The organism is Caldovatus sediminis, assembly GCF_014644455.1.
Classification (GTDB): Bacteria; Pseudomonadota; Alphaproteobacteria; order Acetobacterales; family Acetobacteraceae; genus Caldovatus; species Caldovatus sediminis.
In genome coordinates, this window is sequence record NZ_BMKS01000014.1 from 43,694 (window position 1) to 68,352 (window position 24,659).

General features: G+C 75.5%; 23 protein-coding genes. 10 read left to right on the forward strand and 13 right to left on the reverse strand.

Annotation, left to right across the window (positions count from 1 at the left end; genetic code table 11):
• Positions 1-23 precede the first annotated feature (23 nt).
• A complete protein-coding gene (locus tag IEX99_RS17900) occupies positions 24-1,220 on the forward strand; it encodes a CaiB/BaiF CoA transferase family protein (RefSeq protein WP_188902826.1) in 1,197 nt (398 codons plus the stop codon).
• Here IEX99_RS17900 and IEX99_RS17905 read toward each other — a convergent pair.
• The 3 genes from IEX99_RS17905 to IEX99_RS17915 all read right to left on the reverse strand — a co-directional run bounded on the left by IEX99_RS17905 (position 1,217) and on the right by IEX99_RS17915 (position 3,535).
• A complete protein-coding gene (locus tag IEX99_RS17905) occupies positions 1,217-1,666 on the reverse strand; it encodes a DoxX family protein (protein ID WP_188902828.1) in 450 nt (149 codons plus the stop codon). The two genes, IEX99_RS17900 and IEX99_RS17905, sit on opposite strands and share 4 nt — an antisense overlap.
• Positions 1,667-1,781: 115 nt before the next feature.
• Positions 1,782-2,135 carry a DMT family protein gene (locus IEX99_RS17910; RefSeq protein ID WP_188902830.1) on the reverse strand — a complete coding sequence of 118 codons (354 nt, stop codon included), beginning with the start codon at positions 2,133-2,135 and terminating at the stop codon, positions 1,782-1,784.
• On the reverse strand, positions 2,132-3,535 hold the full coding sequence (locus IEX99_RS17915) for an AmpG family muropeptide MFS transporter (RefSeq protein ID WP_188902832.1): 1,404 nt from the start codon (positions 3,533-3,535) through the stop codon (positions 2,132-2,134). The genes IEX99_RS17910 and IEX99_RS17915 overlap by 4 nt, the downstream gene beginning before the upstream one ends.
• A 254-nt stretch (positions 3,536-3,789) precedes the next feature.
• On the opposite strand from IEX99_RS17915, the gene IEX99_RS17920 reads away from it, so the two are divergent.
• Complete coding sequence (locus IEX99_RS17920) at positions 3,790-4,335, forward strand: YIP1 family protein (RefSeq protein WP_188902834.1); 546 nt, start codon at positions 3,790-3,792, stop codon at positions 4,333-4,335.
• A gap of 18 nt (positions 4,336-4,353) precedes the next feature.
• Here the strand turns inward: IEX99_RS17920 and IEX99_RS17925 are convergent, their stop codons facing one another.
• Positions 4,354-6,108, reverse strand: coding sequence for a glycosyltransferase family 39 protein (locus tag IEX99_RS17925; protein WP_188902836.1), 1,755 nt, complete (start codon positions 6,106-6,108; stop codon positions 4,354-4,356).
• A gap of 55 nt (positions 6,109-6,163) precedes the next feature.
• Here IEX99_RS17925 and IEX99_RS17930 point away from each other — a divergent pair, with 55 nt between their 5' ends.
• The gene (locus tag IEX99_RS17930; protein WP_188902838.1) at positions 6,164-7,447 is read left to right on the forward strand and encodes an RsmB/NOP family class I SAM-dependent RNA methyltransferase; all 1,284 of its coding nucleotides are present in this window, start codon (positions 6,164-6,166) and stop codon (positions 7,445-7,447) included.
• Between the two features lie 330 nt (positions 7,448-7,777).
• Here the strand turns inward: IEX99_RS17930 and motA are convergent, their stop codons facing one another.
• Positions 7,778-8,644 (reverse strand): flagellar motor stator protein MotA, encoded by an 867-nt coding sequence (gene motA / locus IEX99_RS17935; RefSeq protein WP_188902840.1) that lies wholly within the window; start codon positions 8,642-8,644, stop codon positions 7,778-7,780.
• Positions 8,641-9,930, reverse strand: a complete 1,290-nt coding sequence (locus tag IEX99_RS17940) for a flagellar motor protein MotB (protein WP_188902842.1) — start codon at positions 9,928-9,930, stop codon at positions 8,641-8,643. Before IEX99_RS17940 ends, motA begins: the two co-directional genes overlap by 4 nt.
• A gap of 261 nt (positions 9,931-10,191) precedes the next feature.
• On the opposite strand from IEX99_RS17940, the gene IEX99_RS17945 reads away from it, so the two are divergent.
• From IEX99_RS17945 to IEX99_RS17955, 3 genes are read left to right on the forward strand one after another with little or no spacing between them, the layout of a single operon-like run.
• Positions 10,192-11,823 (forward strand): ABC transporter substrate-binding protein, encoded by a 1,632-nt coding sequence (locus IEX99_RS17945; RefSeq protein ID WP_188902844.1) that lies wholly within the window; start codon positions 10,192-10,194, stop codon positions 11,821-11,823.
• Between the two features lie 57 nt (positions 11,824-11,880).
• Complete coding sequence (locus IEX99_RS17950; protein ID WP_188902846.1) at positions 11,881-12,834, forward strand: ABC transporter permease; 954 nt, start codon at positions 11,881-11,883, stop codon at positions 12,832-12,834.
• 13 nt (positions 12,835-12,847) lie between these two features.
• Positions 12,848-13,774, forward strand: a complete 927-nt coding sequence (locus tag IEX99_RS17955; protein ID WP_188902848.1) for an ABC transporter permease — start codon at positions 12,848-12,850, stop codon at positions 13,772-13,774.
• An 81-nt stretch (positions 13,775-13,855) separates the two neighbouring features.
• On the opposite strand, the gene IEX99_RS17960 is transcribed toward IEX99_RS17955, so the two are convergent.
• Together IEX99_RS17960 and IEX99_RS17965 are read right to left on the reverse strand one after the other, a co-directional pair.
• The gene (locus tag IEX99_RS17960) at positions 13,856-14,500 is read right to left on the reverse strand and encodes a glutathione S-transferase family protein (protein ID WP_188902850.1); all 645 of its coding nucleotides are present in this window, start codon (positions 14,498-14,500) and stop codon (positions 13,856-13,858) included.
• A gap of 381 nt (positions 14,501-14,881) precedes the next feature.
• Positions 14,882-15,721, reverse strand: a complete 840-nt coding sequence (locus tag IEX99_RS17965) for an aldo/keto reductase (protein ID WP_188902852.1) — start codon at positions 15,719-15,721, stop codon at positions 14,882-14,884.
• A gap of 36 nt (positions 15,722-15,757) precedes the next feature.
• Here IEX99_RS17965 and IEX99_RS17970 point away from each other — a divergent pair, with 36 nt between their 5' ends.
• Positions 15,758-16,411 (forward strand): hypothetical protein, encoded by a 654-nt coding sequence (locus tag IEX99_RS17970; RefSeq protein WP_188902853.1) that lies wholly within the window; start codon positions 15,758-15,760, stop codon positions 16,409-16,411.
• 18 nt (positions 16,412-16,429) lie between these two features.
• Here IEX99_RS17970 and IEX99_RS17975 read toward each other — a convergent pair whose 3' ends face one another.
• Complete coding sequence (locus IEX99_RS17975) at positions 16,430-17,356, reverse strand: BKACE family enzyme (protein WP_188902855.1); 927 nt, start codon at positions 17,354-17,356, stop codon at positions 16,430-16,432.
• A 232-nt stretch (positions 17,357-17,588) separates the two neighbouring features.
• Here IEX99_RS17975 and IEX99_RS17980 point away from each other — a divergent pair, with 232 nt between their 5' ends.
• Positions 17,589-18,428: an EamA family transporter gene (locus IEX99_RS17980; RefSeq protein ID WP_188902857.1), complete on the forward strand. Its 840-nt coding sequence runs from the start codon at positions 17,589-17,591 to the stop codon at positions 18,426-18,428.
• Positions 18,429-18,435: 7 nt separating this feature from the next.
• On the opposite strand, the gene IEX99_RS17985 is transcribed toward IEX99_RS17980, so the two are convergent.
• Genes IEX99_RS17985 through IEX99_RS18000 form a run of 4 tightly spaced genes read right to left on the reverse strand, consistent with a single transcriptional unit; the run spans position 18,436 to position 22,955 of the window.
• Positions 18,436-19,893: an AMP-binding protein gene (locus IEX99_RS17985; RefSeq protein WP_188902859.1), complete on the reverse strand. Its 1,458-nt coding sequence runs from the start codon at positions 19,891-19,893 to the stop codon at positions 18,436-18,438.
• Positions 19,890-21,137, reverse strand: coding sequence for an acyl-CoA dehydrogenase family protein (locus IEX99_RS17990; protein ID WP_229678117.1), 1,248 nt, complete (start codon positions 21,135-21,137; stop codon positions 19,890-19,892). Before IEX99_RS17990 ends, IEX99_RS17985 begins: the two co-directional genes overlap by 4 nt.
• Before the next feature lie 4 nt (positions 21,138-21,141).
• A complete protein-coding gene (locus IEX99_RS17995; RefSeq protein WP_188902861.1) occupies positions 21,142-21,915 on the reverse strand; it encodes an alpha/beta fold hydrolase in 774 nt (257 codons plus the stop codon).
• The gene (locus IEX99_RS18000) at positions 21,912-22,955 is read right to left on the reverse strand and encodes a M29 family metallopeptidase (protein WP_229678118.1); all 1,044 of its coding nucleotides are present in this window, start codon (positions 22,953-22,955) and stop codon (positions 21,912-21,914) included. The genes IEX99_RS17995 and IEX99_RS18000 overlap by 4 nt, the downstream gene beginning before the upstream one ends.
• Before the next feature lie 151 nt (positions 22,956-23,106).
• Here IEX99_RS18000 and IEX99_RS18005 point away from each other — a divergent pair, with 151 nt between their 5' ends.
• Positions 23,107-23,592, forward strand: a complete 486-nt coding sequence (locus IEX99_RS18005) for a MarR family winged helix-turn-helix transcriptional regulator (RefSeq protein ID WP_188902863.1) — start codon at positions 23,107-23,109, stop codon at positions 23,590-23,592.
• Positions 23,593-23,751: 159 nt separating this feature from the next.
• Positions 23,752-24,654: an L-threonate dehydrogenase gene (gene ltnD, locus IEX99_RS18010; protein ID WP_188902865.1), complete on the forward strand. Its 903-nt coding sequence runs from the start codon at positions 23,752-23,754 to the stop codon at positions 24,652-24,654.
• The last annotated feature ends 5 nt before the right edge of the window (positions 24,655-24,659 follow it).

A 24,659-nucleotide genomic window follows, 5' to 3' on the forward strand; every position in this document is an offset into this window, starting at 1 on the left:
CCATCCTCGAGGGGAAGCGTCGCATGGCAGACGGGCCGCTCTCCGGCATTCGCGTGATCGAGATCGGCCAGGCGCTCGCCGGCCCCTTCGCCGGGGTGATCCTCGCCGAGATGGGCGCCGAGGTCGTCAAGGTCGAGAAGCCCGAGGGCGGCGACGACGCGCGGCAGTGGGGCCCGCCCTTCGTCGAGGGGGACGCCGTCACCTTCCGCGCCCTCAACCGCGGCAAGCGCTCCGTCACGCTCGATCTGAAGCGGGCCGAGGACGTCGCCGCGCTGAAGGCGCTGGCGCGCGACGGGGCCGACATCCTGATCCAGAACCTCCGCCCCGGTGTGGCGGAGGCGCTCGGCATCGGGCCGGAGGCGCTGCTCGCCGAGAACCCGCGGCTGATCTACTGCTCGATCTGGGCCTTCGGCCATCGCGGGCCGCTGCGCGACGCCCCGGGCTTCGACCCGCTGCTGCAGGCCTATGGCGGGGTGATGACGCTGACCGGGCGGCCGGAGGACCCGCCCACCTTCTGCGCCCCGCCGCTGAACGACAAGGCGAGCGCGATGTGGTGCGTGATCGGCGCGCTGGCCGCGCTGCAGCGGCGGCAGGCGACCGGCAGGGGCGGCGTGATCGACACCTCGCTGTTCGAGGCCGCGGTGAGCTGGGTGGACACGCCGCTCAACCAGTACGCCGCCACCGGCCGCCCGCCGCGGCGCCACGGCACGGCGAGCGCCATCCTCGTGCCCTACCAGGTGTTCGAGACCGCGGACCGGCCGATGGTGATCGCGGTGGGCAACGACCGCCTGTTCGCGAAGTGCGCCGAGGCGCTCGGCCATCCCGGGTGGGCGCGCGATCCGCGCTTCGCCAGGGGACCCGACCGCGCCGCGCACCGCGAGGCGCTGATCGCGCTGATGGTGCCGGTGCTGCGGGCGCGGACGCGGGCCGAGTGGATCGCGCGGCTCGCGGCGGCGGGCGTGCCGTGCGGCCCGGTGAACGACATCCCGGCGCTTGCCGCGAGCGAGCAGCTCGCCGCGATGGACATGATGCGCCGCCTGCCGGGCAGCGGCATGCAGGTGGTCGGCTTGCCGCTCTCCTTCGAGCGGCGGCGGCCGCATCCGCGCGGCGACTCGCCGCGGCTCGGCGAACACACCGCCGAGGTGCTCGGCCGCGCCGGCGCGCGGAGCGGGGCGCCCGGGGGCGGCTCCGGCGCCCCGCCCCCGCCGGGCCCGACCTAGCGGCGCAGCGCGTAGCGCCCCGGGCCGATCGCCGCCAGGACGATCATCCCGCCGATCATCGCGAGGTTCTTCCAGAAGCTCGCGAGCTGGGGGAACCATTGCGCGCCCTCGAACTCCCAGAAGCGGTGCGCGATGAGGGTCGCGGCGGCCACGAACAGGATCAGCCCGACCAGCGCCTGCCGGGCCCAGAGGCCGAGGATCACGAGCACGGGCAGCACCAGCTCGATCGCGATCACCAGCGCCGCGGCGAGGGCGGGGAGCGGAAGCCCGTAGCGCTCCATCATCGCGACCGTGCCGCCCCAGCCCGCGAGCTTCAGGTAGCCGGTGATCGGGAAGATGGCGACGACCAGCACGCGCCCGATCAGCAGCGCGAGGTCCGGGTTCCGGGCCGACGCGGCGCGCTGATCCCGGCCGTAGGCGGCGGAGGTGGATTCGGACGGCGGCATGTTTCCCTTCCTCCCCTGGCGTGCCGTCGCGAGCGGCCGATGGCGGTCCCCGCGGCGGCATCGGACCCGGCCCGCCGGTCGTCCGCAGGGGCCCGCCCGGGCTCCCGTGGCAGCGCTAGCGCGGCGGCAGGACGATGAACGCCACCGCGGCGACCAGGCAGGCCATGGCGGCGAAGTAGTTCCAGCGCAGCGTCTCGCCAAGCCACCAGACGCTGAAGGCGCCGAACACCGCCAGGGTGATCACCTCCTGCATGATCTTGAGCTGCTGGCCGGTGTAGGCGCCGGCCAGGTAGCCGATGCGGTTGGCCGGCACGGCGAGGCAGTACTCCAGCAGCGCGATGGACCAGGAGACGAGGATCGCGAGCCAGAGCGGCCAGTCCGGCCGCCGCAGATGGCCGTACCAGGCGAAGGTCATGAGCAGGTTGGAGCCGATCAGCAGCAGCGGCGGCCAGAGATGGGCGGGGGTCATGTGGGGCGGATGGCCTCGTCGGCGGGGGCGGCGGCCGCGGCCGGCGCGCGCGCAGCGGCGGGCGGCGGCAGGCGCGCGAGCAGCCAGAGCATGATCGCCATCGCCGGGAGCGCCGCCGCGGTGGTGATCAGGAAGAAGTCCGCCCAGCCCAGCCCCAGCCGCTCCACCAGCCAGCCCGAGGCGGCGCCGGCGGTGCGCAGCGGAATCGTCGCGAGCGAGGAGAGCAGCGCATACTGCGTCGCCGTGAAGGCGCGGTTCGTCAGGCCGGAGAGGTAGGCGACGAAGGCGGCGTCGGCCATGCCGTCGGTGAAGTTCTCGATGCCGACCTGCGCCCAGAGCATGGCGACGTCGTGCCCCGCATGGGCGAGCGCGACGTACATCAGGTTCGACAGCATCTGGCCGAGCCCGGTCAGCACCAGCGCCCGCCCGACGCCGATCCGCGCCACCACCCAGCCGCCCGCCAGCGCCCCGCCGAGCAGCGCGACGAGGCCGAAGACGCTGCCGACCGTGGCCACCTCCTCCCGCGAGAAGCCGAGCTGGCGGTAGAAGGGGATGGTCATCGTCCCGGCCATCGCCTCGCCCAGCTTGAACAGCCCGACGAAGAGGAGGATGGCGAGCCAGGAGGGTCGCCGCACGAAGTCGGCGAAGGGCTCGACCACGGCGGCGCGCAATCGCGCCCGCCAGCCGGCCGTGCCGCGCGTCGCCTCGCCGCCGGAGGGGGCGGCCGGCTCGCGCCCCGCCAGCACGGCGAGGACGCCGACGCCGATCAGCGCGGCGGCGTAGGCGAAGGCGCCGGCCCAGCCGATCGCGCCGACCAGCAGCAGCGTCCCGGCGCCGCTCGCCAGCAGCGCGGCGCGGTAGCCCCAGATGTAGCAGGCGAGCCCATAGCCCTGCTCGCGCTCCTCCAGGATCTCGATGCGGTAGGCGTCCACCACGATGTCCTGGCTGGCCGAGAGGAAGGCGACCACGACCGCGCAGGCCGCCGTGGCGAGCGGCGCCGCCGCCGGATCGGTCAGCCCGGTCGCGAGGATCGCGGCGGCGAGGCAGGGCTGGATCAGCAGCAGCCAGCCCCGGCGCCGGCCGAACCGCAGGAGGCCGGGCGGCGGCCGCACCTCGTCGAGCAGCGGCGACCAGAGGAACTTGAAGGAGTACGACCAGGCGATCAGGGCGGTGAGCCCGATCTCGGTCAGCGACAGCCCCGCCTCGGTGAACCACTGGCGCAGCACCACGCCGGCCACCAGCGGCAGCGGCACGCCGGCCGAGAAGCCGAGGGCGAGGAGGACCAGGAAGCGACGGTCGGCGAGAAGGAGCCGCCGGCGCCGCGGCGCGGCCCCGGCGGGCGTTGGCGGAACGGCTCGGGAATCGCCCCTGGCGGCGCCGGGCGCGGCGGAGTCGCGCATGCCGATTCGGGCTAGCAGAGGATGCCGCGCGGCGCCATGCCGATCGGCACGCGGCAGCGGAAACGGCGGGGGAAGCGTCCCGGGCGTGGGGCGGCGGCCCGCCGTCCGGTCGGCCGCGGCCCGCCGGCGGCGCCGCGCGGCCCGGTTCGCGCCGCGGCGCCCCCGCCCCGCGCTTGCGCGGCGCGGCGGCGCCTGCGCAGACTGCGGCTGCCGAATCCGGCCGCAGGGAAAGGCCCGCAACAGGGGAGACCGGCATGGACATCGTCGCGCGCGCGAAGGGGATGATCCTGAACCCCCGCGAGGAATGGGCGACGGTCGCGGGCGAGAGCGCCGACACGAGGTCGCTGCTCCTCGGCTATGCCGCGCCGCTGGCCGCGATCCCGGCGGTGGCGGGGTTCCTCGTCACGCTGGCCCTGCTCGGCGGACGCGGCATCGCCGGCGTGCTGTTCTCCTCCCTCGTCGGCTACGTGCTCGGGCTGGTCGGCGTCTACGTCGTCGCCAAGATCGTCGAGGCACTGGCGCCGCGCTTCGGCGGCACGGCGGACGAGCCGACGGCGATGAAGCTGGTCGTCTACGCCGCCACCGCCTCCTGGGTCTTCGGGGCGGCGGTGATCGTCCCGCTGATCGGCTGGATCGTCGCCCTGATCGGCGCGCTCTACAGCCTCTATCTCTTCTACCTCGGCACCGCGCCGGTGGCGCGCGTGCCGGAGGGCCAGGCGGTGGTGTTCACCGCCGCGGTCGTCGTGGTCGCGATCGTGGTGAACATCCTCATCGCCATCGTGGTGGGGCTGTTCCTCTGACCGGTCGGCGCGGCCCGCTCAGGTCCCGGCGAGGCGATACAGGGTCAGGGCCAGCCAGCGTCCCCGCGTCGGGTTGAGTCCGGCGACCGAGCCGAGCTCCGCCAGCTCGAGGCCGAGCGCGGCGGCGGCGTCACGGAACGCCGCCTCGTCGCGGTCGCCGACCGCGACGACCCGGGCGCCGCCCTGCGCCTCCCCCTCGGCGAGGAACCGCGCGGCCGCCGCGCCGTCGCGCAGCAGCCGCGTGCGCGTGCCGACGGCGAAGACGAGGGAGGGCTCGTGGAAGCCCACGATCCCGAACGCCTCGGCCGGCGGGCCGCCACCGGGGGCGGCGCGCAGCGCGGCCGCCACGCGCGGCGCGATCCAGATCGGCTCCAGCCGCGGCAGCACGCCCTCGAGCACGACGGCGTAGAGCGGCACGGCGAGGCCCGCGGCGGCGAGCCCGGCACGGTCCCAGCGCGGCCGCGCGGGGGCGGCGGCCTCCCCCTCGCCCTTCCGCGCGCGCGCCGCGAAGGCGCCCCAGACCAGCACCCCGGCCGCGGGGAGGGCGAGCAGCGCCACGGGCTCCACGCCGCCGGTCAGGGCGTAGGTCAGCGCCGGCGCGAGCAGCGCGAGGGCAAGCGCGACGGCGACGAAGCCGGCGTCGGCGAGCCAGGCGAGCCAGCGGGGTGGGCGCGCGCGCAGCGGGTCCGTCGCCCAGGCGCCGGCGAGCAGCATCAGCGCGGGGAAGGCGGGCAGGGTGTAGTGCGGCAGCTTGGTCGCCACCGCCTCGAACAGCAGCCAGACCGGCACGATCCAGGCGAGAAGGAAGCGCGTCGCGGGGCGGGCGCGCGCATGCCAGGCGCCGGGCAGCGCCCGCAGCACCACCCAGCCCGCGGGAAAGGCGGCGATGCCGAAGGTGAGCAGGTAGTAGCCGGGCGGGCCCCAGTGGCTCTCCTCGCCGCTGCCGACCTTGGCGAGCATGTCGCCGCCGACCGCCTCGGCGAAGAAGCGGCCGTCGGTCGCGATGCCGATGGCGACGAACCAGGGCGCCGCGGCGAGCAGCATGAGCGGCGCGCCCCAGCCGGGCCGGAGCGCGCGGAGCCAGGGCGCGCCGCGGTCCGCCACCGCCAGGGTGATGCCGGCGAGCAGCGGCACCATCGGCGCCACCGGCCCCTTGAGCAGGATGCCGAGGCCGAGCGCCAGCCAGAACCCCGCCGCCTCGGGCGCGCCGAACGCCTCGGGACGGAGATACGCCCGTCCGAACAGCCCCATCGCGACCACGACGCTCGCGAGCAGCGCCGCATCGGTCTTGGCGATGTGCGTTTCCGCCGCCAGCACGAGGCAGGAGGCGAGCAGCGCCGCCCCGAGGAAGGCCGCCCGCCGTCCCACCAGAGCGCGCCCGAAGTGGTGGGTCGCCAGCACCGCGAGCAGCGCGCCGAGCAGCGAGGGGAGGCGATAGGGCCAGATGGCGTCGCGCGTGGCGAGGCCGAGCGCCTCGGCCGCATGCACGGAGGCGGCCTGGGCCCAGTGGATGCCGGCCGGCTTCTTGTTGCGCTCCACCTCGCCGAACCGGATGCGGACGTAGTCGCCGGTCTCGACCATCTGGCGCGTGGCCTGGGCGAAGCGGCTCTCGTCCCGGTCGGTCGGCGGCAGGGTGAAGAAGCCCGGCAGCCAGAGCGCGAGGCAGAGCAGCACGAGGCAGAGCCGCGGCCGGCGCTCCGTCGCGTGCGCGAGGGGATGCGAGGGCGGCCCGGCCTCGCCCGGGGCGCCCGCGGCGGGACTCCGCTGCAGCATGGGGCGGGGCCTCTAGCATGGCGCGGCGCCGGGGGCCATGTTCCGCGGCCTGTCCATGCCCCTGTCCCCCCGCGCCGGCCCGCCCGGCCTGCCGACCCGTCGCGCCGCCCTGGCGCTGCTCGAGGCCGTGCTCGGGCGCCATCGCCCGCTCGAGGAGGCGCTCGACGCGCTGCCCGCCGGACTCGACCCGCGCGACCGGGCGGCGGCGCACCGCATCGCCTCGGCGGTGCTGCGCCGGCTGGGTTCGCTCGACGCCGTGGTCGAGCCGTTCCTGCGGCGCGAGCCGCCAGCCGCGGTGCGCCACGCGCTGCGCATCGGCGCGGCGGAACTGCTGTTGCTCGGCACGCCGGCGCACGCCGCCGTGGCGTCGGCGGTGGCCCTGGTGCCGCGGCCGTTCGCCGGACTGGTCAACGCCGTGCTGCGCCGGATCGCGGAGCAGGGACCGGCAGCGCTGGAGGGCCTCGATGCCGAGCGCCTCGACACGCCCCCCTGGCTGTGGAGCGCCTGGCATGCGGCCTACGGGCCGGAGGTGGCGCGTGCCATCGCCGCGGCGCACCGCGTGCCGGCACCGCTCGACCTGACGCCGGCGCGTCCCGACGCCGCGCCACCCGAGGGGGCGGAGGTGCTGCCGACGGGCACCTGGCGCCTCCCGCCGGGGACGCGGGCGACGGAACTGCCCGGCTTCGCCGAGGGCGCGTTCTGGGTGCAGGACGCGGCCGCGGCACTGCCGGCGCGCCTGCTCGCGCCCCGCCCCGGCGAGCGGGTGGCCGATCTCTGCGCCGCGCCGGGCGGCAAGACGGCGCAGCTCGCCGCCGCCGGCGCGGCGGTGACCGCCGTGGAACGCGACCCGAGGCGCGCGGCGCGGCTGCGCGAGAACCTGGCGCGGCTGCGCCTGCCCGCCGAGGTGGTGGAGGCGGACGCGACGCGCTGGGGCGAGGACGGCGCCTTCGACGCCGTGCTGCTCGACGCGCCCTGCACCGCGACGGGCACCATCCGCCGCCATCCCGACGTGGCGCATCTCAAGCGCCCGCGCGACGTGGCGAGTGCCGCGGAGGCGCAGGCGCGACTGCTCGCCAACGCGGCGCGGCTGGTGCGGCCGGGCGGGCGGCTGGTCTTCGCCACCTGCTCGCTGCAGCCGGAGGAGGGCGAGGCGCACCTCGAAGGTGCGGTGGCGCTCGGGCTCCGGCTCGATCCGGTGCGCGCCGGGGAGGTGCCCGGACTGGCCGAGGCCGTGACGCCGGGCGGGTGGCTGCGCACGCGGCCCGATCTCTGGGCCGCGCGGGGCGGGCTCGACGGGTTCTTCGTGGCGCGCTTCGCGCGGCCGCCGGGCCCCGGCTGATTCGCGACCGTGTCGGCCGGCGCCGTCGCCGTTCCTGCGCCGACGCCCCGTCGTCCGGGTTCCGCCTCGCCGTGGTCCCCGGCCCTGGCGGAACAGCGGCTGATGGCGGACACGTCGGGTCGCGTGCGCCGGGTGGAGAACGGCGGCAACGGCGTGATCGAGATCGCCTGCGGCCGCCGGGCGGGCCGGTCGCGCCGGACCGGCTGGCATGCTGCCGCCCCACGAGGACCAGGCCGGGCGGGTCGTGCAAGGGATCGGCGCCCTGGGTCCGCGGGATCGGGAAGCCGGCGGGGTTCTTGGAACGCCGGATGCCGGGGTGCGGCGCCGGGGTCAGCCCGTGTGCATTTCCTGCAGCGACTGCTCGAGCTCGCTGAAGCTCGGCATGTAGGCGCTCGGTGCCATCTTGCGTCCGGTCTCGACGGAGACCTGCGGGGCGTTGCCGTGCAGGTGGGCGACGAGCACGGCGCGGATCACCTCGTAGTACTGCGACTCCTCCTCGACCACGGCCTTGAGCCGCGCGGCGAGGGGGCCCATCAGGCCGTAGGCCAGCAGCACCCCGAGGAAGGTGCCGACCAGCGCGCCGCCGATCATCCGGCCGAGCACCGCGGGCGGCTGGTCGATCGCGGCCATGGTCTTGATCACGCCGAGCACCGCGGCGACGATGCCGAGCGCGGGCAGGGCATCGGCGATCGCCTGCATGGCGCGGCTCGGGTGCAGTTCCTCCTCCTTGATCTTCCTGAGCTCGCGCGCCATCACGTCCTCGATCTGGTGCGGGTCGTCGGCGTGCATGCCGACCATGCGCAGGTAGTCGCAGATCAGCGCGACCGCGTGGTGGTCGGCGACGATCCGGGGAAAGCGGGCGAAGGCCGGACTCTCCCGAGGATTCTCGATGTGCGGCTCGAGGCCCAGCGGACCTTTGGTCTGCGCGAGGCGCACGAGCCAGTAGAGCAGGCTGAGCAGGTCGACGTAGTCCGTCTTGCCATAGCGCCCCCCCTGGACGACCTTGCGGAGCCCGAGGAGGCTGCGCCTCAGCTCGACGAGCGGGTTGGCCATGAGGAAGGCGCCGAACGCGGCGCCGACGATGATCATCAGCTCGAAGGGCAGGGCCCGGAGGATGATCTCGAGATTGCCGCCGGCGGCGATGTAGCCGCCGAACACCATCGCCAGCACGACGCCGAAGCCGGCAAGCCCGATCATCGTGCCGTGCCCGTCCGAGGCTCCGTGTCCGGACGCGCGGGCGTCGCGGCGAGGCTGGGCGGCGCGGCGTCGGGCGGCACCATCCGCAGCAGCGTCACCGAGACCCGCCGGTTGGCCGCCGCGGTCGGCTGCTCGGGGAGCAGCGGCTCGCGCTCGGCATGGCCGGCGACGGAATGGATGCGCGCCCCCGCGATGCCCGCCTCGAGCAGCACCCGCCGCGTGGCGTTGGCGCGCTCCGCGGAGAGGTCCCAGTTGCTGCGCGCGAGCGGGCCCGTGCCGCGGAAGGGCGTGGCGTCGGTGTGGCCGGCGATGCTGATCGCGTTCGGCAGAGCGGCGATCACCGGTACGATCCGCGCGAGCAGCGCCCGCGCCCGCTCGTTCGGCGTGCTGTCGCCGAGCGCGAACATCGGCTGGCGTTCGGCGTCGAGGAGCTGGATGCGCAGGCCCTGCGGCGTCTGCTCGACCAGCAGTTGCCGGGCGAGGTCGGCAAGGGCGGGGTCGTCGCGGACCGCGGTGCGGATCCGTTCCGCGGCGCGCTCGAGCTCCATCGTCTCCCGCCGCGCCAGCTCCGCGCGCAGCGCGGCCTCGCTCTGGGTCCGCAGCACGGCATCGGGAGCGGCCGGCGCCGGCCGCTCCTCGCGGCGCGGCGGCGCGGGGGCGGCGAGGGGAGCGGCGGTCGCCGGCGCCCGCTCCTGCACCTCCTGCGGCGGGACCGGGGGCGGCGCTTCGCCCGGCGCGACCCTGGGCCACGCGGCGGCGCCCTCCCGGGCGCCGTGGGTGCCGCCCTCCTCGCCGGCCTCCGGCGGCAGCGCCGCCAGCCGGTCGGTGCGGCGCGGATCGGTCGTCTCCTCGCCCGGCGGGCCGTCATGCGGCGGCGAGGGACGCGCCGGCGTCTCGCTCTCGTCCTCCTCGACCAGTTCCACGATCGGCTGCGGGCCGGGCGCGACGACGATCGCGCCGGCGGTGCTGGTCATCATCCCGTCGTCATTCGGCGTCAGGCCGCCGAAAGGCCGGCCCGAGCCGGTGGAGGCGCGGCCGAGCGGGTTCTGCGGCGCGAAGAATTCCGCGATCGCCCGCCGCTGCTCCTCCGTCGTCGAGCTGAGCAGCCACATCAGGAGGAAGAAGGCCATCATGGCGGTCACGAAATCGGCATAGGCGACCTTCCAGGCGCCGCCGTGATGCGCGGTCTTGGCGTGGGAGCCCTCCTCGATCCGGCGGACCAGGATGGTGGCGGCCCCGTCCCCGCTGCCCCTCCTGCCCCTGCCGCCGCGTGCCTTGCTCGCCATCCTCGCCATCACCGCATGCGCGCCCGCCGCGCGCCTCGGAGTCCTGGCACGCAATGCTTAAGCGGGCGCTAAGCGCGGGGCCTGGGTGTCGGCGGGACGAGAGGGCGCCCGCGGGAGAGGAATCGCCGCGTTCGCAGGCATCCGCGCCTGGGGAGTGGGCAAGGCCCGGCGTCCCTGGTGTAGGATGCCGCCCCCGGTGGCGTGGCATGGGCCTTGCTGCGCCGCGGCAAGCGCCCGGCCCCGTTGGGAGGACCCCGTCCGATGACACTGCGCCGCAAGCTGCTCTCGGCCTGCCTTGGCCTCCTGCCGGCCCTCGCCCTTGGCGCCGCGCCCGGCGTGGCCCAGGCCCAGGGCACGATCCGCATCGGCATGACCGCGGGCGACATTCCGCTCACCCACGGCCAGCCGGACCAGGGCTTCGAGGGCAACCGATTCACCGGCATTCCGCTCTATGACAGCCTGACCATGTGGGACCTGTCGCGGGCCGATCGCCCCTCGACCGTGATCCCCGGCCTCGCCACCGAGTGGCGGAGCGACCCGAGCGACCGCACGCGCTGGATCTTCACCCTGCGCCGCGGCGTGCGGTTCCACGACGGGTCCGAGTTCAACGCCGACGCCGTGGTGTGGAACGTCCGCAAGGTCCTCGACCGCGAGGCGCCGCACTACGACCCGCGCCAGGTCGGCCTCACCCTCAGCCGCATGCCGACGCTGCGGCGGGCGGAGAGGATCGACGACTACACGGTCGCGCTCTACACCTCCGAGCCGGACAGCCTGCTGCCGATCAACCTCACCAACCTGTTCATGGCAAGCCCCGCGCACTGGGAGCGCCTGCGCGCCGCCGCGCCGAACGCGGAGGCGGCGTGGAACGCCTTCGCCGCCAATCCGTCCGGCACCGGCCCCTTCCGCCTGACGCGCTTCGTCCCGCGCGAGCGGGTGGAGATGGCGCGCTTCGACGGCTACTGGGGCGAGAAGGCGAAGGCCGAGCGCATCATCCTGCTGCCGATCCCGGAGCCGAACGCGCGCACCGCCGCCCTGCTCTCCGGCCAGGTGGACTGGATCGAGGCGCCGGCGCCGGACGCGATCCCGCAGCTCCGCGCGCGGGGGATGCGGATCACCTCCAACGTCCAGCCGCACGTCTGGCCCTGGCAGCCCTGCTTCGCCGAAGGGTCGCCGCTGCGCGACGTGCGCGTGCGCCGGGCGCTGAACCTCGCCATCGACCGCGAGGCGCTGAAGCAGCTCCTCGGCGGCTTCATGGTGGCGCCGGTCGGCAGCTACCCGGAGGGCCACCCCTGGTTCGGCAACCCGAGCTTCCGCATCCGCACCGACAAGGAGGAGGCGCGGCGCCTGCTCGCCGAGGCCGGCTACGGGCCGCAGCGGCCGCTGAACCTGCGGGTGCAGATCTCGACCTCGGGCTCGGGCCAGATGCAGCCGCTGGCGATGAACGAGTTCCTGCAGCAGGACCTGCGCCCGCTCGGCGTGAACGTCGAGTTCGACGTGGTCGAGTGGAACACCCTGATCGTCAACTGGCGGCAGGGCTGCACCCACCCCTCGGCGCGCGGGTCGAACATGATCAACGTATCCTTCTCCTCCATGGATCCGTTCTTCGGCATGATCCGCTTCTGGGACAGCCGCATGGCGCCGCCCGTCTCGAACAACTGGGGCTTCTTCAACGACCCGCGCTTCGACGAGATGAGCCACGCCGTGCGCAACGCCTTCGACCCGCGCGAGCTCGACGCCGCGCTCGCCCGGCTGCACGCGGCCGGCGTGGACGAGGCGCTGTTCGTCTGGATCGCCCACGACGTGGCGCCGCGCGCGATGAGCCCGCGCATCCAGGGCTATATCCAGCCGCAGTCCTGGTTCGTGGATCTGCGCTACCCGCACATCCGGCAGTGATCGCAGCCCCGGGGCGCGTGCCGGCTGCGCTGCGCCTCGGGGTCATCGAGGAATCCGATGATCCGCTACCTGATCCGCCGCGTCCTCTATGCCGTGCCCATCGCGCTCGCCGTGGGCTTCGTCTGCTTCATGCTCGTCCAAATCGCGCCGGGCGACCCGATCAACGCCATCGTCCCGGCCGACGCGCCGGGCGAGGTGGTGGAGCAGGTGCGGCGGGAGTACGGCCTCGACCGGCCGCTGCCGGTGCAGTTCGGCATCTGGCTAATGAAGGTGGTCCAGGGCGACCTCGGCCGGTCGCTGGCGACGGGGCGGACGGTGTGGTCCGACCTCTCCACCGCGATCGGCAACACGCTGATGCTGGCAGTGGCTGCGGCGCTGCTCGGCTTCACGCTGGGCTGCGTCCTCGGCGGGCTGGCGGGCACCTTCCGCGGCTCGCTGCTCGACCGCGTGGCGGTGAGCGCGGCGGTGGCGGGCGTATCGGTGCCGCACTACTGGCTCGGCATGGTGCTCGTGGTGATCTTCTCGGTGCAGCTCAACTGGCTGCCCGCGATGGGCGCGGGACCGGGCGGCTCGTCGGACTGGGCGTGGGACTGGGAGCACCTGCAGCACCTGGTGCTGCCGGCGGTGACGCTCTCGGTGATCCCGATGGGAATCGTGACGCGCACGGTGCGCGGGATCGTGGCCGAGATCATGAACCAGGAATTCGTCGTCGCGCTGCGCGGCAAGGGGCTCACGCGCCGCGGCGTGTTCCTGCACGTGGTCAAGAACGCGGCGCCCAACGCGCTCGCCGTGATGGGACTGCAGCTCGGCTACCTGATGGGCGGCTCGATCCTGGTGGAGACGGTGTTCTCCTGGCCGGGGACGGGGCTGCTGCTCAACGCCGCGATCTTCCAGCGCGACCTGCCGGTGCTGCAGGGGACGATCCTGGTGCTGGCGATGTTCTTCGTGGCGCTGAACCTGGTGGTGGACCTGGTGCAGACGGCGCTCGACCCGCGCATCCGGCGGTCGTGAGGAAGGCGCGCCGATGAGCACGACGACCACCGCCCCCCGCCGCCCCCCCACCGCGGCCGAGGCGGAGCTCGCGGTCCAGGCGAGGCAGGCCCCGGTCCGCTCCCAGGGCTACTGGGCCGGGGTGTGGAAGAGGCTGCGGCGCGATCCGGTGACGATCGCCTGCGCCCTGATCCTGCTGCTGATGGCCCTCGCTATCGTCTTCGCGCCGCTGCTCGCGCCGCACGATCCCTACCAGGGCAGCATGCTGCGGCGCCTGCGCGCGATCGGCACGCCCGGCTACCCGCTCGGCACCGACGAGCTCGGGCGCGACATGCTGACGCGGCTGCTCTACGGCGGGCGCCTCTCCTGGTTCATGGGGATCCTGCCGGTGGCGATCGCCTTCGTGGTCGGCACGGCGCTCGGCGTGCTCGCGGGCTACGCCGGCGGCAAGGTGAACATGGCGATCATGCGCGTGACCGACGTGTTCTACGCCTTCCCCTCGGTGCTGCTGGCGGTGGCGATCTCCGGCGCGCTCGGGGCGGGCATCCTGAACGCGATCCTGGCGCTGACGCTGGTCTTCATCCCGCCGATCATCCGCGTGGCGGAGAGCGTGACGACGGGGGTGCGCAGCCTCGACTTCGTGGACGCGGCGCGGGCGAGCGGGGCCGGCGCCTTCACCGTGGTGCGTGTGCACGTGCTCGGCAACGTGCTCGGCCCGATCTTCGTCTACGCGACCAGCCTGATCAGCGTCAGCATGATCCTGGCGAGCGGCCTCTCCTTCCTCGGCCTCGGCACCAGGCCACCGGAGCCCGAGTGGGGGCTGATGCTGAACACGCTGCGCACGGCGATCTACGTGCAGCCCTGGGTCGCGGTGCTGCCGGGGGCGTGCATCTTCGTCACCTCCATCTGCTTCAACCTGCTGAGCGACGGCCTGCGGCAGGCGATGGACGTGAAGGCGTGAGGCGGGCAGGCGGCGACGGACCCCGGCCGACGGGTGAAGGCCGCGTCCCCGCGCCCGGACCGCGCCCGCCGCGGGTCCCGCTCAGGTGAGCCGGGGACCGAGCCAGGTCCTGAACCCCTCGCGCGCGCCGAGCCGTCCGTACCACGCGTGCAGCGCCGGGAAGTCCGGCATGCCCTCGACCCGCACCTCCTCCCCGAACCAGCGCCGCGCATAGGCGCCGAGCACGATGTCGGCGAGCGTGAACGCGGCGCCTTCCACGTACGGCCCGCCGTGCCTAGCGAGCCGCGCGTCCAGGATCGCCCAGCACTCCGCCGCCGCCTTCATCGCCGCCGCCACCTGCGCCATGTCGCGCTTCTCCGGCGGCGTGCGGACCATGCCCCAGAACAGGTTCCGCTCCGCCGGGCCAAGCGTGGAGAGCTGCCAGTCGAGCCAGCGGTCCACGCTCGCCCGCGCCGCCGGGTCGGCGGGATAGAGCGCGAGCCCCTTCTCCCCGCCATGCCGCATGCAGAGGTAGCGGAGGATCGAGTTCGACTCCCACAGCACGTAGGCGCCGTCCACCAGCGTCGGCACGCGGCCGTTCGGGTTCATCGCGCGGTAGTCCGGGTCGTTCACCCGGCCGAAGGCCATGCCGGCGTCGATGCGTTCGTAGGGCAGGCCGAGTTCGGCGAGGCCCCACAGCACCTTGATGACGTTGATCGAATTCTTGCGGCCCCAGACCGTCAGCATCGCGCGCCCTCCCCGATCGGACGGGGCGAGCCTAGAGCGGATCGCCGGCGCGCGTGAACGTCCATTGCGCGGCGGCGCCGGGGATGCGGCCGGCGGAAGCGCCGTGCGCGGCGCGGTCGGCCATGCCGTCTCGGCAGGTGCCGGCGGCCCGCGCGCGGGGCCGCCCGCGGGCCCGATCCGAACGCCGCGGCGCCGGCGCGGTCGCGGCGCGGGAAGCGCCGCGGCACGACGCATCGCGCGGGATCGTGCCCGTGGCGATGCGTTCCCCGCCCTGCCCGCCACCGGCGGGACGCGGGGCGGGGACGCGTCGGTCCGAACCCGCATGCGCCGTTCGCGGCGAACGGTGCTGCGCGCGCGGCGGGGGAACGCGGCGCCCCGGCGTCACAGCATCTCCAGCGGCCGCTTGCGCTTCGGCGGCGGGAAGGCCTCGTCGAGCTGGGCGAGGTCCTCCGGCGTCAGCGCGATCGCCGCCGCCGCCGCGTTCTCGCGCAGATGCGCGGGATCGGCGGCCTTGGGGATGGCGATCACCCCGCCGGGGGCGCGCAGCGTCCAGGCGAGCGCGATCTGCGCCGGGCTCGCCCCGTGCCGCGCGGCGACCGCGGCGAGGGCGCGGTCGCGCAGCATCCGCCCGCCCTGGCCGAGCGGCGTGTAGGCCATCACCGGCATGCCGCGCGCGCGGCAGAAGGGCAGCAGGTCGAACTCGATGCCGCGCGCCGAGAGGTTGTAGAGCACCTGGTCGGTCGCGCAGCGCGCCAGCGCCGCGGCGCCGAGCTCCTCGAGGTCGGCGAGGTCGAGGTTGCTCACCCCCCAGCGGCGGATCTTGCCCTGGCGCCTGAGCGCCTCGAAGGCCTCGACGGTCTCGGCGAGGGGGGCGGCGCCGCGCCAGTGCAGGAGGTAGAGATCAATGGTCTCCACGCGCAGGCGGCGCAGGCTGCGCTCGCACGCGGCGGGCATGGCGCGGCGCGTGGCGTTGTGCGGATAGACCTTGGAGACGAGGAAGACGCTCTCGCGCGGCCGGCCGGCGATGGCCTCGGCCACGACCTCCTCGGCGCCGCCCTCGCCGTACATCTCGGCGGTGTCTATCAGCGCCAGGCCGAGGTCGAGGCCGAGGCGCAGCGCGTCCGCCTCGGCGCGGCGGTCGGCGCGGCGCTCGCCCATGTGCCAGGTGCCCTGGCCGAGCGCGGGGACCTCGGTCCCGTCGGGCAGTCGCACGGTCTTCATGGCGCGGCGCCTCCGGTTTTCCCTATTCTCGGGATCATGCGCCGATCCGCAACCGCCGCCCGCGCCCGACGCCTGCCGCTGCCCCTGCTGCTCGCGGCGCTGGCCGGGGTTCCGCCGGCCGCCGCGCAGCCGCAGGTGGACGAGACGATCGGCACCTGGCGCCTGCGCTGCGCGGTGGACCGCATGACCGACCGCGCCGAGTGCGTGCTGCGCCACCGCGACTGGGTCGAGCCGCCCTCGCCGGGCCAGGCCGGGCTGGCGCTCGAGGTGCAGAACCGCGGCGGGCGCCTCGTGCCGGTGGTCGCGGCGCGCGACATGCCGCTGGAGGGCGCGGCGCGCGGCATCCTCGCGCTGACCGGCACGGCGCAGCTCCGCTTCCCGCCGAACCCGCACTTCGAGATGCCCTGCGGGCTGGAGGGGCGGTCGCTGGTCTGCGCCCCGCGGCCGGGCGCCGATGCGGCGCGCGCGGCGGAGGAGCTGCCGGGCGCGGCGCGCGTGCTGGTGCGCATGGTGGGCCTCGGCACGGGCGGCGGGCCGCAGACCGAGCCGGCCGAGCTGCCGCTCGCCGGCACGCGCGAGGCGCTGGCGCGGTTCCAGCGCCTCGCCCCCGATCCGCCGCCGCCGCCTCCGCCCCCGGGGGCGGAGGTGGGGGAGCTGCTGGAGCGCCTGCGGCGCCTGTTCGGCAATTGAGGGCGCGCGCGGCGCGGCTCAGAAGCCGACCAGGTCGCCGCCCTTGAGCTTCAGCATCGCCCGCGCCTCCGCCGGCGTCGCGATCTCCAGGCTCAGCTCCTCGAGGATGCGGCGGATCTTCGCCACCTGCTCGGCGTTGGAGGTCGCCTGCCTGCCGCGGCCGATCCAGAGGCTGTCCTCCAGCCCGACGCGGACGTTGCCGCCCATCATGCCGGCCATGGTGCAGAGCGGCATCTGGTGCCGCCCCGCGGCGAGCACGGACCAGACGTAGGCGTCGCCGAACAGCCGGTCCGCCGTCTCCTTCATGAACAGCAGGTTGCGCGGCTCGGCGCCGATGCCGCCGAGGATGCCGAAGATCGTCTGCACGAAGAGCGGCGGCTCCACCACCTTACGGTCGAGCATGTGGGCGAGGTTGTAGAGGTGGCCGACGTCGTAGCACTCGAACTCGAAGCGCGTGCCGTGCGCCTTGCCGAGCCGCTCGACGATCTGCTCGATGTCCTGGAAGGTGTTGCGGAAGATGAAGTTGGTGGTGCCTTCGAGGTAGGGCTTCTCCCAGGCGTGCTTCCACGTCTTCACCCGCGCCGCGCTGGGGGCGATGTTGAAGTTCATCGAGCCCATGTTGAGCGAGCACATCTCCGGCTTCGCCAGCAGCGGGGCGGCGAGGCGCTCGTCCAGGCTCATGCCGAGGCCGCCGCCGGTGGTGATGTTGATCACCGCGTCGGTGGACTGCTTGATCACCGGCAGGAACTGCATGAACACGGCGGGGTCGGGCGTCGGGCGGCCGTCCCTGGGGTCGCGGGCGTGCAGGTGGATGATGGCGGCGCCGGCCTGGGCCGCGGCGATGGACTGCTCGGCGATCTGCTGCGGCGTGATCGGCAGGTGGTCGCTCATCGAGGGCGTGTGGATGGCGCCGGTGACGGCGCAGGTGATGATGACCTTGGACATGGCGGCCTCGCCTCTCCTCCGGGTGAGGGGGGCGATCCTGCCGCGCGCGCCGCGTCGCCGCCAGAGGGGCGCGGCACGCGGGCGCCTGCCCCGCGCCGGCTCGCCCTTGCGGCCCCCGCGCCGGCGGGCGCGGGCGCCCCGCGGCGCGAGGGGGCGGCGCCGGGCCGGACCCGATCACCCGCGCGGTGATCCGCATTGCCTGCGGCGCGCCGCGCGGCGAGGCTCGCGCCCCATGCTGTCCGGCACGGTCTTCGTCCTGGTGCTCGCCGGCGCGGCGCTGCACGCGGCCTGGAACGTCGCGGTGCGCGGCGCGCGCGACCGGCGGCGCGAGGCGGCGCTGGTGGTGGCGGGCGGCGCGGCGCTCGCGGCGCTGGCCCTGCCCTTCCTGCCGCTGCCGCGGGCGGCGGCCTGGCCCTGGCTGCTGGGTTCGGTGGCGCTGCACGTCGTGTATTTCGCGCTGGTGGCGGAGGCCTATGCGCGCGGGGCGGTGGCGCTCGCCTATCCGCTGATGCGCGGCGCGGCGCCGGCGCTCGCCGCGCTCGTCGCCTGGCCGATGTTCGGCGAGGCGCTGCCGGCGGCGGGCTGGCTCGGCGTCGCCGCGGTCTGCGCCGGGGTGCTGCTGCTCGCCCGCAACCGCCGGCACGCGGCGGATGCGGAAGCCCGGGCCGCCGTGGGCGTCGCGCTCGCCAATGCCGGGGTGATCGCCGCCTACACGCTGGTGGACGCGGCGGGCGCGCGCGCCTCCGGCCATGCGGTGGCGTACACGCTGTGGCTGTTCGTGCTGATGGCGGTCCCGACCGTGCCGGTGCTGCTGCGCTTCCGGATCGCGGTGCCGGGCGGGGCGGAGGCGGCGCGGGCGCTCGGCGGCGGGGGGGCGAGCCTCGGCGCCTACGCGCTGGCGCTGTGGGCGATGGCGCAGGCCCCGGTGGCGGCGGTGGCGGCGCTGCGCGAGACCTCGACGCTGTTCGGCCTGGTGCTGGCGCGGCTGGCGCTCGGCGAGCGGCCCGGCGCGGCGGGATGGGCCGGGGCGGCGGCGATCGCGGCGGGCGCGGCGCTGATCCGGCTGGCGTGAGACGCTCCTATCCGCGCCCGCCCGCGGCCAGCGCCCGCAGCGCGTTGAGCTCGACCTTGCCGAGCGCGGTGCGCGGCAGCGCCTCCACCACCACCACGTCGCGCGGGTGCTTGAAGCGCGCGATCCGGCCCTCGCAGTGCGCGAGCACGGCCGCGCGCGAGAAGCCCTCGCCGGGGACGACGACGGCGACCGGCACCTCGCCCCAGCGCGGGTCGGGGCGGCCGCAGACGGCGCATTCGCGCACGCCGGGGGCGGTGCGGAGGACGCGCTCGACCTCGGCGGGGTAGATGTTCTCGCCGCCGGAGATGATCACGTGCTTGAGGCGGTCGGTGAACCACCAGCGGCCCTCGGCGTCCACATGGCCGATGTCGCCGGTGGCGAACCAGCCGTCGGCGGTGGTGGCGGGCCGGTCGGGCCAGTAGGCGCGCAGCACCGAGGGGCCGCGGACCTGGATCTCGCCGCGCTCGCCCGGCGGCAGGGGGCGGCCCTCGGCGTCCGCGACGCGGCATTCGGCGTGCAGCGCGGGGCGGCCGATGGAGCCGGGGGCGGCGAGGGCCTCCTCGCGCAGCTGGTAGATCGCGATCGGGCTGGTCTCGGTGGCGCCGTAGACCTGCTGGACGGGGACGCCGCGGGCGTGGAAGGCCGCGATCAGCGGCAGCGGCACCTCGGAGGAGCCGGCGCCGACCGCGCGCAGCGAGGAGAGGTCGGCCGCCGCCCAGCCGGGATGCGCGACCAGCGCCTGCATCGCCGCCGGCACCAGCAGCGAGAGCGTCGGGCGGTCGCGCGCGCAGGCGTCGAGGAAGGCGGCGGGGTCGAAGCGCGGGTGCAGCACGACCTCGGCGCCGCGATAGAGCGCCGGCAGGGTCTGGATGTTCAGCCCGCCGACATGGAACAGCGGCAGCACGGTGAGCACGCGGTCGGCCGGCGAGAGCGCGTGCATGTGCACGCTGTTCAGCGCGTTGAACAGCAGCGCGCGCTGGTCGAGCACGGCGCCCCTCGGCCGGCCCGTGGTGCCGGAGGTGTAGACGAGGAGGACGGGGTCGGACTCGGCGCCGACCGGCGCGGGCGCGGGGCCGTCGGCGTGCCCCGCCTCGGCGTCGAGGAGGGCGCAGCCCGCCGGGGCGACGGCGCGGGCGGCGGCGGCGTGCTCGCCCGTGGCGGCGAGCAGGCGGGCGCCGGCGTCCTCCAGGATGAAGCGCAGCTCGGGCGGGGCGAGGCGCCAGTTCAGCGGCACCTGGATCGCGCCGAGCCGGGCGCAGGCGAAGAGCAGCACGATCTGCGCCGGGTGGTTGAGGCCGAGGAAGGCCACGCGGTCGCCGCGCCGCACGCCGCGCGCGGCGAGGGCGGCGGCGGCGCGGGCGACGTCGCGGGCGAGGGCGGCGTAGGAGAGGACGCGCCCCGCGAAGCGCAGCGCGGGGGCGTCGGGCGCGTGGTCGGCGTGGCGTTCGATCCAGCGCCAGATCATCCGTCGGTCTCGCCCTTCTCGTAGAGGCACTCGCGCCCGAGCCGGTCGAGGCACAGCTCCGCCGTCCAGGGGAGCATCAGCGAGCCGCAGCGCGCGTCGCGGTAGATGCGCTCGAGCGGCAGCGACCTCAGCATGGACTGGCCGCCGCAGGTGCGGATGGCGAGCGCGGCCAGCGCCTGGGCGTTCTCCATCACCGTGTACTGCGCCGCCCAGGCGCGCAGCACCTGGTCCTTGGAGGGGTCGGGGCCGGCCTCGGCGACGGCCTGGAACCAGAGCGCCTTGGTCTGCTCCAGCATCGTCCTCATCTGCGCGACCGCGATCTGCTTGGTCGGGTACATGCGGCGCTTCACCGGCGGCATGCCGGGCCACTCGCCGCGCAGATAGGCCACCGTGAAGTCGAAGGCGGCCTGGGCGAGGCCCATGTAGGTCGGCGAGAGGGTGAGGAACATGTGCGGCCAGCGCGTCGCCGCCTGGAAGTAGCAGCCGGGCGGCATCAGCGCGGCGTCCTCCTCGACGAAGACGTCCCGGAACAGGAGGTCGCGCGAGACGGTGCCGCGCATCCCGAGCGGGTCCCATTCGCCGACGACGGAGACGCCGGGCGCCCTGGCCGGCACGGCGAGATACAGCGTGTCGCGGCGCGACAGCGCCCCGTCCTCGCGCGTCTCGGTGCAGAGCACGCCGTAGTAGTCGGCATGGCCGGCGAGGCTGGCGAAGATCTTCCTGCCGTTCACGACGAAGCCGCCCGGGACGCGCCGCGCCGTGGTGCCGAAGGCGACGGCGCCGGCGGCCGCCGCGCCGCCCTCGGAGAAGGGCTGGGCGTAGATGGCGCCGTCCTCGAGGATGCGGCGGTAGTGGATGGCGCGGCGCCGGCGGTGCCCGGCGCGCGTCGCCGCGTCCATCTCCAGGTCCTCGGTCAGCGCGCCGGTCCAGAGGGTGGAGCAGACGTGCATGTTCCAGGTGAGCGCGGTGGCGCCGCAGTAGCGGCCCATCTCCGCCGCGACCAGGCAGTAGGCGCGGAAGCCGGCGCCGGCGCCGCCCTCCTCGCGCGGGATGCAGAGCGCGAGGAAGCCCTCGCGGTGCATGTCGCGGTAGTTCCCGGCCGGGAAGGAGGCCTCGCGGTCGTGGCGCGCGGCGCGCGGGGCCAGCGCCCGGCGGCCGAGGTCGCGCGCCTTCGCGGTCCATTCGGCCTCGAAGTCCGTGAGGCGCCAGGCGGCGGGGTCGAACATCGGGGCGTCGGCGGCCATCGGATCAGGGCTCCGTGGCCGGCGCGGGGGACGGCGCGGCGTCCTCGCGCGCCGCGCGCAGGAAGTCCCGCAGCGCCGCGTTGAAGGCATCCGGGCATTCGAGATGCGCGAGGTGCCCCGCGCCGGGCAGCACGACCAGGCGCGAATCGCGGATCGCCTGCGCCATCCGCTCCATGGTGCGCGGCGGCGCCAGCGGGTCGCGCTCGCCGGCGACGAGCAGCGTCGGCGCGGCGATGCGCGCGATCTCGGCGCGGCGGTCGAAGGTTGCGAGGCAGCGGACGGTGGCGCGGTAGGCCTCCGCCGGGACCGCCGCCATCGCGGCGATCGCGGCCTCGGCCGCGCCCGGCGGCGCCGCGGGGCCGAGCATCGGCGGCAGGGTCTCGGCGGCCAGCGCCGCCATGTCCTTGCCGGCGTCGAGCGGGGCGAGCCGCTCCGCCAGGAAGCGCTCGGCGAAGGAGGGATCGCGCCCGCCGAAGGCCGGCGTGGTGGCGTAGAGCACGAGGCGGCGGACGCGCTCCGGGAAGGCGAGCGCGAATTCCTGCGCCAGCATCCCCCCGATCGAGTGGCCGAGCAGATCGGCGCGCGCGATGCCCTCCGCGTCGAGCCGCGCGGCGAGCGCCGTCGCCCAGGCGGGGAAGCTCGTCTCGCGCAGCAGCGGCGTGCCGGCGTAGCCCGGCAGCGGCCAGTCCAGCACCGGCGCCGGCGCGAGGGCGGGCAGGGTCGGCCCCCAGGCCGCGCCGCCGATGCCGTGCAGGAGGACGACGGGAACCGCGGTCACGCCACCAGCCTCCCCTCCACCACCACCGGCTCGCCGTCGAGGGCGATGGTGGTGCGGAACACCGGGATGTCGAAATGGCCCTCGGTGAAGCGCCCGGCGAACTCGTTGGCGCCGGTGGAGAACAGGAAATTGCCGGCCACGCAGCGGAGCTCCGTCCCGTTGGTGTCGCGCCTGTCGTACATCGCCAGCGCCTCGTAGCGCGCGCGCTCGTTCAGGCCCCAGCCGACATGCGAGACGGCGTAGGCGGAGCGGTCGCCCCAGGCGGCGAGGTAGCGGCGCATCATCTCGGCGTCCGTCCCCTCGCCCTCGATCGCGGTGACGTGGTCGCGCGCGAGCGTCAGGCGCACCGGGCGCTCGAGGTAGCGCTTGAAGGTGAGGTTCGCGTCGCCGGCGTCGAGCACCAGCGTGCCCTCCACGCTGTCGGCGCGCGGGAAGCTGACGACGACGCCGCCGGGCCAGTGCGCGACGGTGCCGGGCCGGTCGCACCAGCCCCAGACGCCGGCGGTGACGGCGCCCTCCAGCGCCACGCGGAGGTCGGTGCCGGCGGCGGAGGTGACGGTCATCGCCTTCGCGGCGCGCACGCGCCTGACCGCGGCCTTCACGCGCGGCTCCAGCGCCGGGTCGGGCACCAGGCGTTCGAGCGCCTCCGGATGCTCGTTGCTGACCATCAGCACCCGCGCGCCGGAGGCGAGGATCTCCTTGAGTTCCGGCGCGTGCAGCAGCCCTTCCACGGTGAGGTCCACGACGAGGCCCGAGGCCTTCAGCGCGGCGAGCGCGCCCGGATGGCCGCGCAGCGCGCGCGAGGCGCCGGTGGAGCGCACCGGGGCCGGCGCGGTCTGCGGCGGCGTCGGCACGACGCAGCGGAAGGGGCGGCAGCCGAGCCGCAGCGCGGCGAGCTCGGCCAGGTCCACGTTCAGCGCGCGGCTCTGGCTCTCGGCGAGGAGGCAGACGGGCTCGTCGCGGCCCGCCCTGCAGAGGCGGAGGACGGCCTCGAAGGCCTCGATCCACTGTGCCTCGATGCGGCAGTCCTGGGTCAGCACGGCTCGGGGATTCCTCGGACGGAGGCGGAGCCTGCCACAGGCCGGGCCCGCATGAAACGGCATATTTTCCGGACTCCCGAGGCGGCCCCCGCGCCGCTATCGTAGCGCGGTGCCCCCTCCGACGCGCCCGCAGCCGCTTCGGTCGGCTGCCGTGACTCCCGCCCAGACGCCCGCCGCGGCGAGACCGGCGCAGCGGCGGTTCGTGGACGACTACCTGCTCGCGCTGCTCGCCCGCGCCTCGCACGCCGTCTCGGCGGAGTTCCATGCGCAGCTCCGCGGCCGGGGCGTCGGCGTGCCGGTCTGGCGCGTGCTCGCCACCCTCTCCGGCCTGCCGAGGGGGCAGGGGGAGACGGTGACGGGGCTGGCCAATGCCTGCCTGCTGCAGCAGCCCACCATGACCAAGGTGCTGGACCGGATGGAGCGCGACGGGCTGGTGCGCCGCCACGCGGACGTGCAGGACCGCCGCGTGGTGCGCCTGACCCTGACGCCGCGCGGCGAGGCGATGGTCGCCGACCTGCTGGTGGCCGCGCGGGCGCACGAGGCGGAGGTGCTGGCCCGCCACTCGCCGGAGGAGGTCGAGGCGATCAAGGCGCTGCTGCGCGACCTGATCGCGCGGCAGGACCGGGCGCGGCGCTGAGCGGGGCGGGGCCGGGGCGATGCCGCCGCCGCACGTGCTCGCGCGCATCGCGCTGATCCTCGCCGCCGTGGCGGCGGTGGTGCGGGTGGCGATCGAGGTGTTCGGCAATTGAGGCGGCGGAGCCTGCGGGCGGCAGGCGAGGATGCGGGAGCGCGGTGCATGAAGGTCGGCGTCATCGGCCTCGGCAGCATGGGGATGGGCGCGGCGCTGAGCTGCCTGCGGGCCGGGCTCGCGGTGACGGGCTGCGATCCGCGCGAGGCGGCGCGGGCGGAGTTCGCCGCCGCGGGCGGCCATGCGGTGGCGAGCGCGGCGGAGCTGCCGCAGGGCACCGAGGCGGTGGTGGTGCTCGTGGTCAACGCGGCGCAGGCCGAGGCGGCGCTGTTCGGCAGCGAAGTCTGCGCGGCGCGGCTGGCGCCGGGCGCGGTGGTGGTCTGCTCGGCGACCATGGCGCCGGACGACGCGCGGCGGCTCGCGGCGATGGCGGGGGCGCGGGGGCTGCTCTACCTCGACGCCCCGGTCTCCGGCGGCGCGGCCAAGGCGCGCGAGGGGGCGATGACGGTGATGGCCTCCGGTCCGCCGGCGGCCTTCGCGGCGGCCGGGCCGGTGCTGGACGCGATCGCGACCAGGGTCTGGCGTCTGGGCGAGGCGCCGGGGATCGGCGCGACGGTGAAGGTGGTGCACCAGCTCCTCGCCGGCGTGCACATCGCGGTGGCGGCGGAGGCGATGGCGCTCGGCATCCGCGCCGGGGCCGACCCGCGCACGCTCTACGAGGTGGTGACGAGCGCGGCGGGCAATTCCTGGATGTTCGAGAACCGCATGGCGCGCGTCCTCGCGGGCGACGACGCGCCGCGCAGCGCGGTGGACATCTTCGTCAAGGACCTCGGCCTGGTGACGGAGATGGCGCGGGCGCTCGACTTCCCCGTGCCGCTGGCGGCGCAGGCGCAGCAGCTCTTCGCCGCCGCGCGGGCGCTCGGCCAGGGCGGCAAGGACGACGGGTTCGTGATCCGCGTCTGGCAGGCGCTGACCGGGATCAAGCTGCCGGGGGACGATAGGCGGCGGTGAGGCGC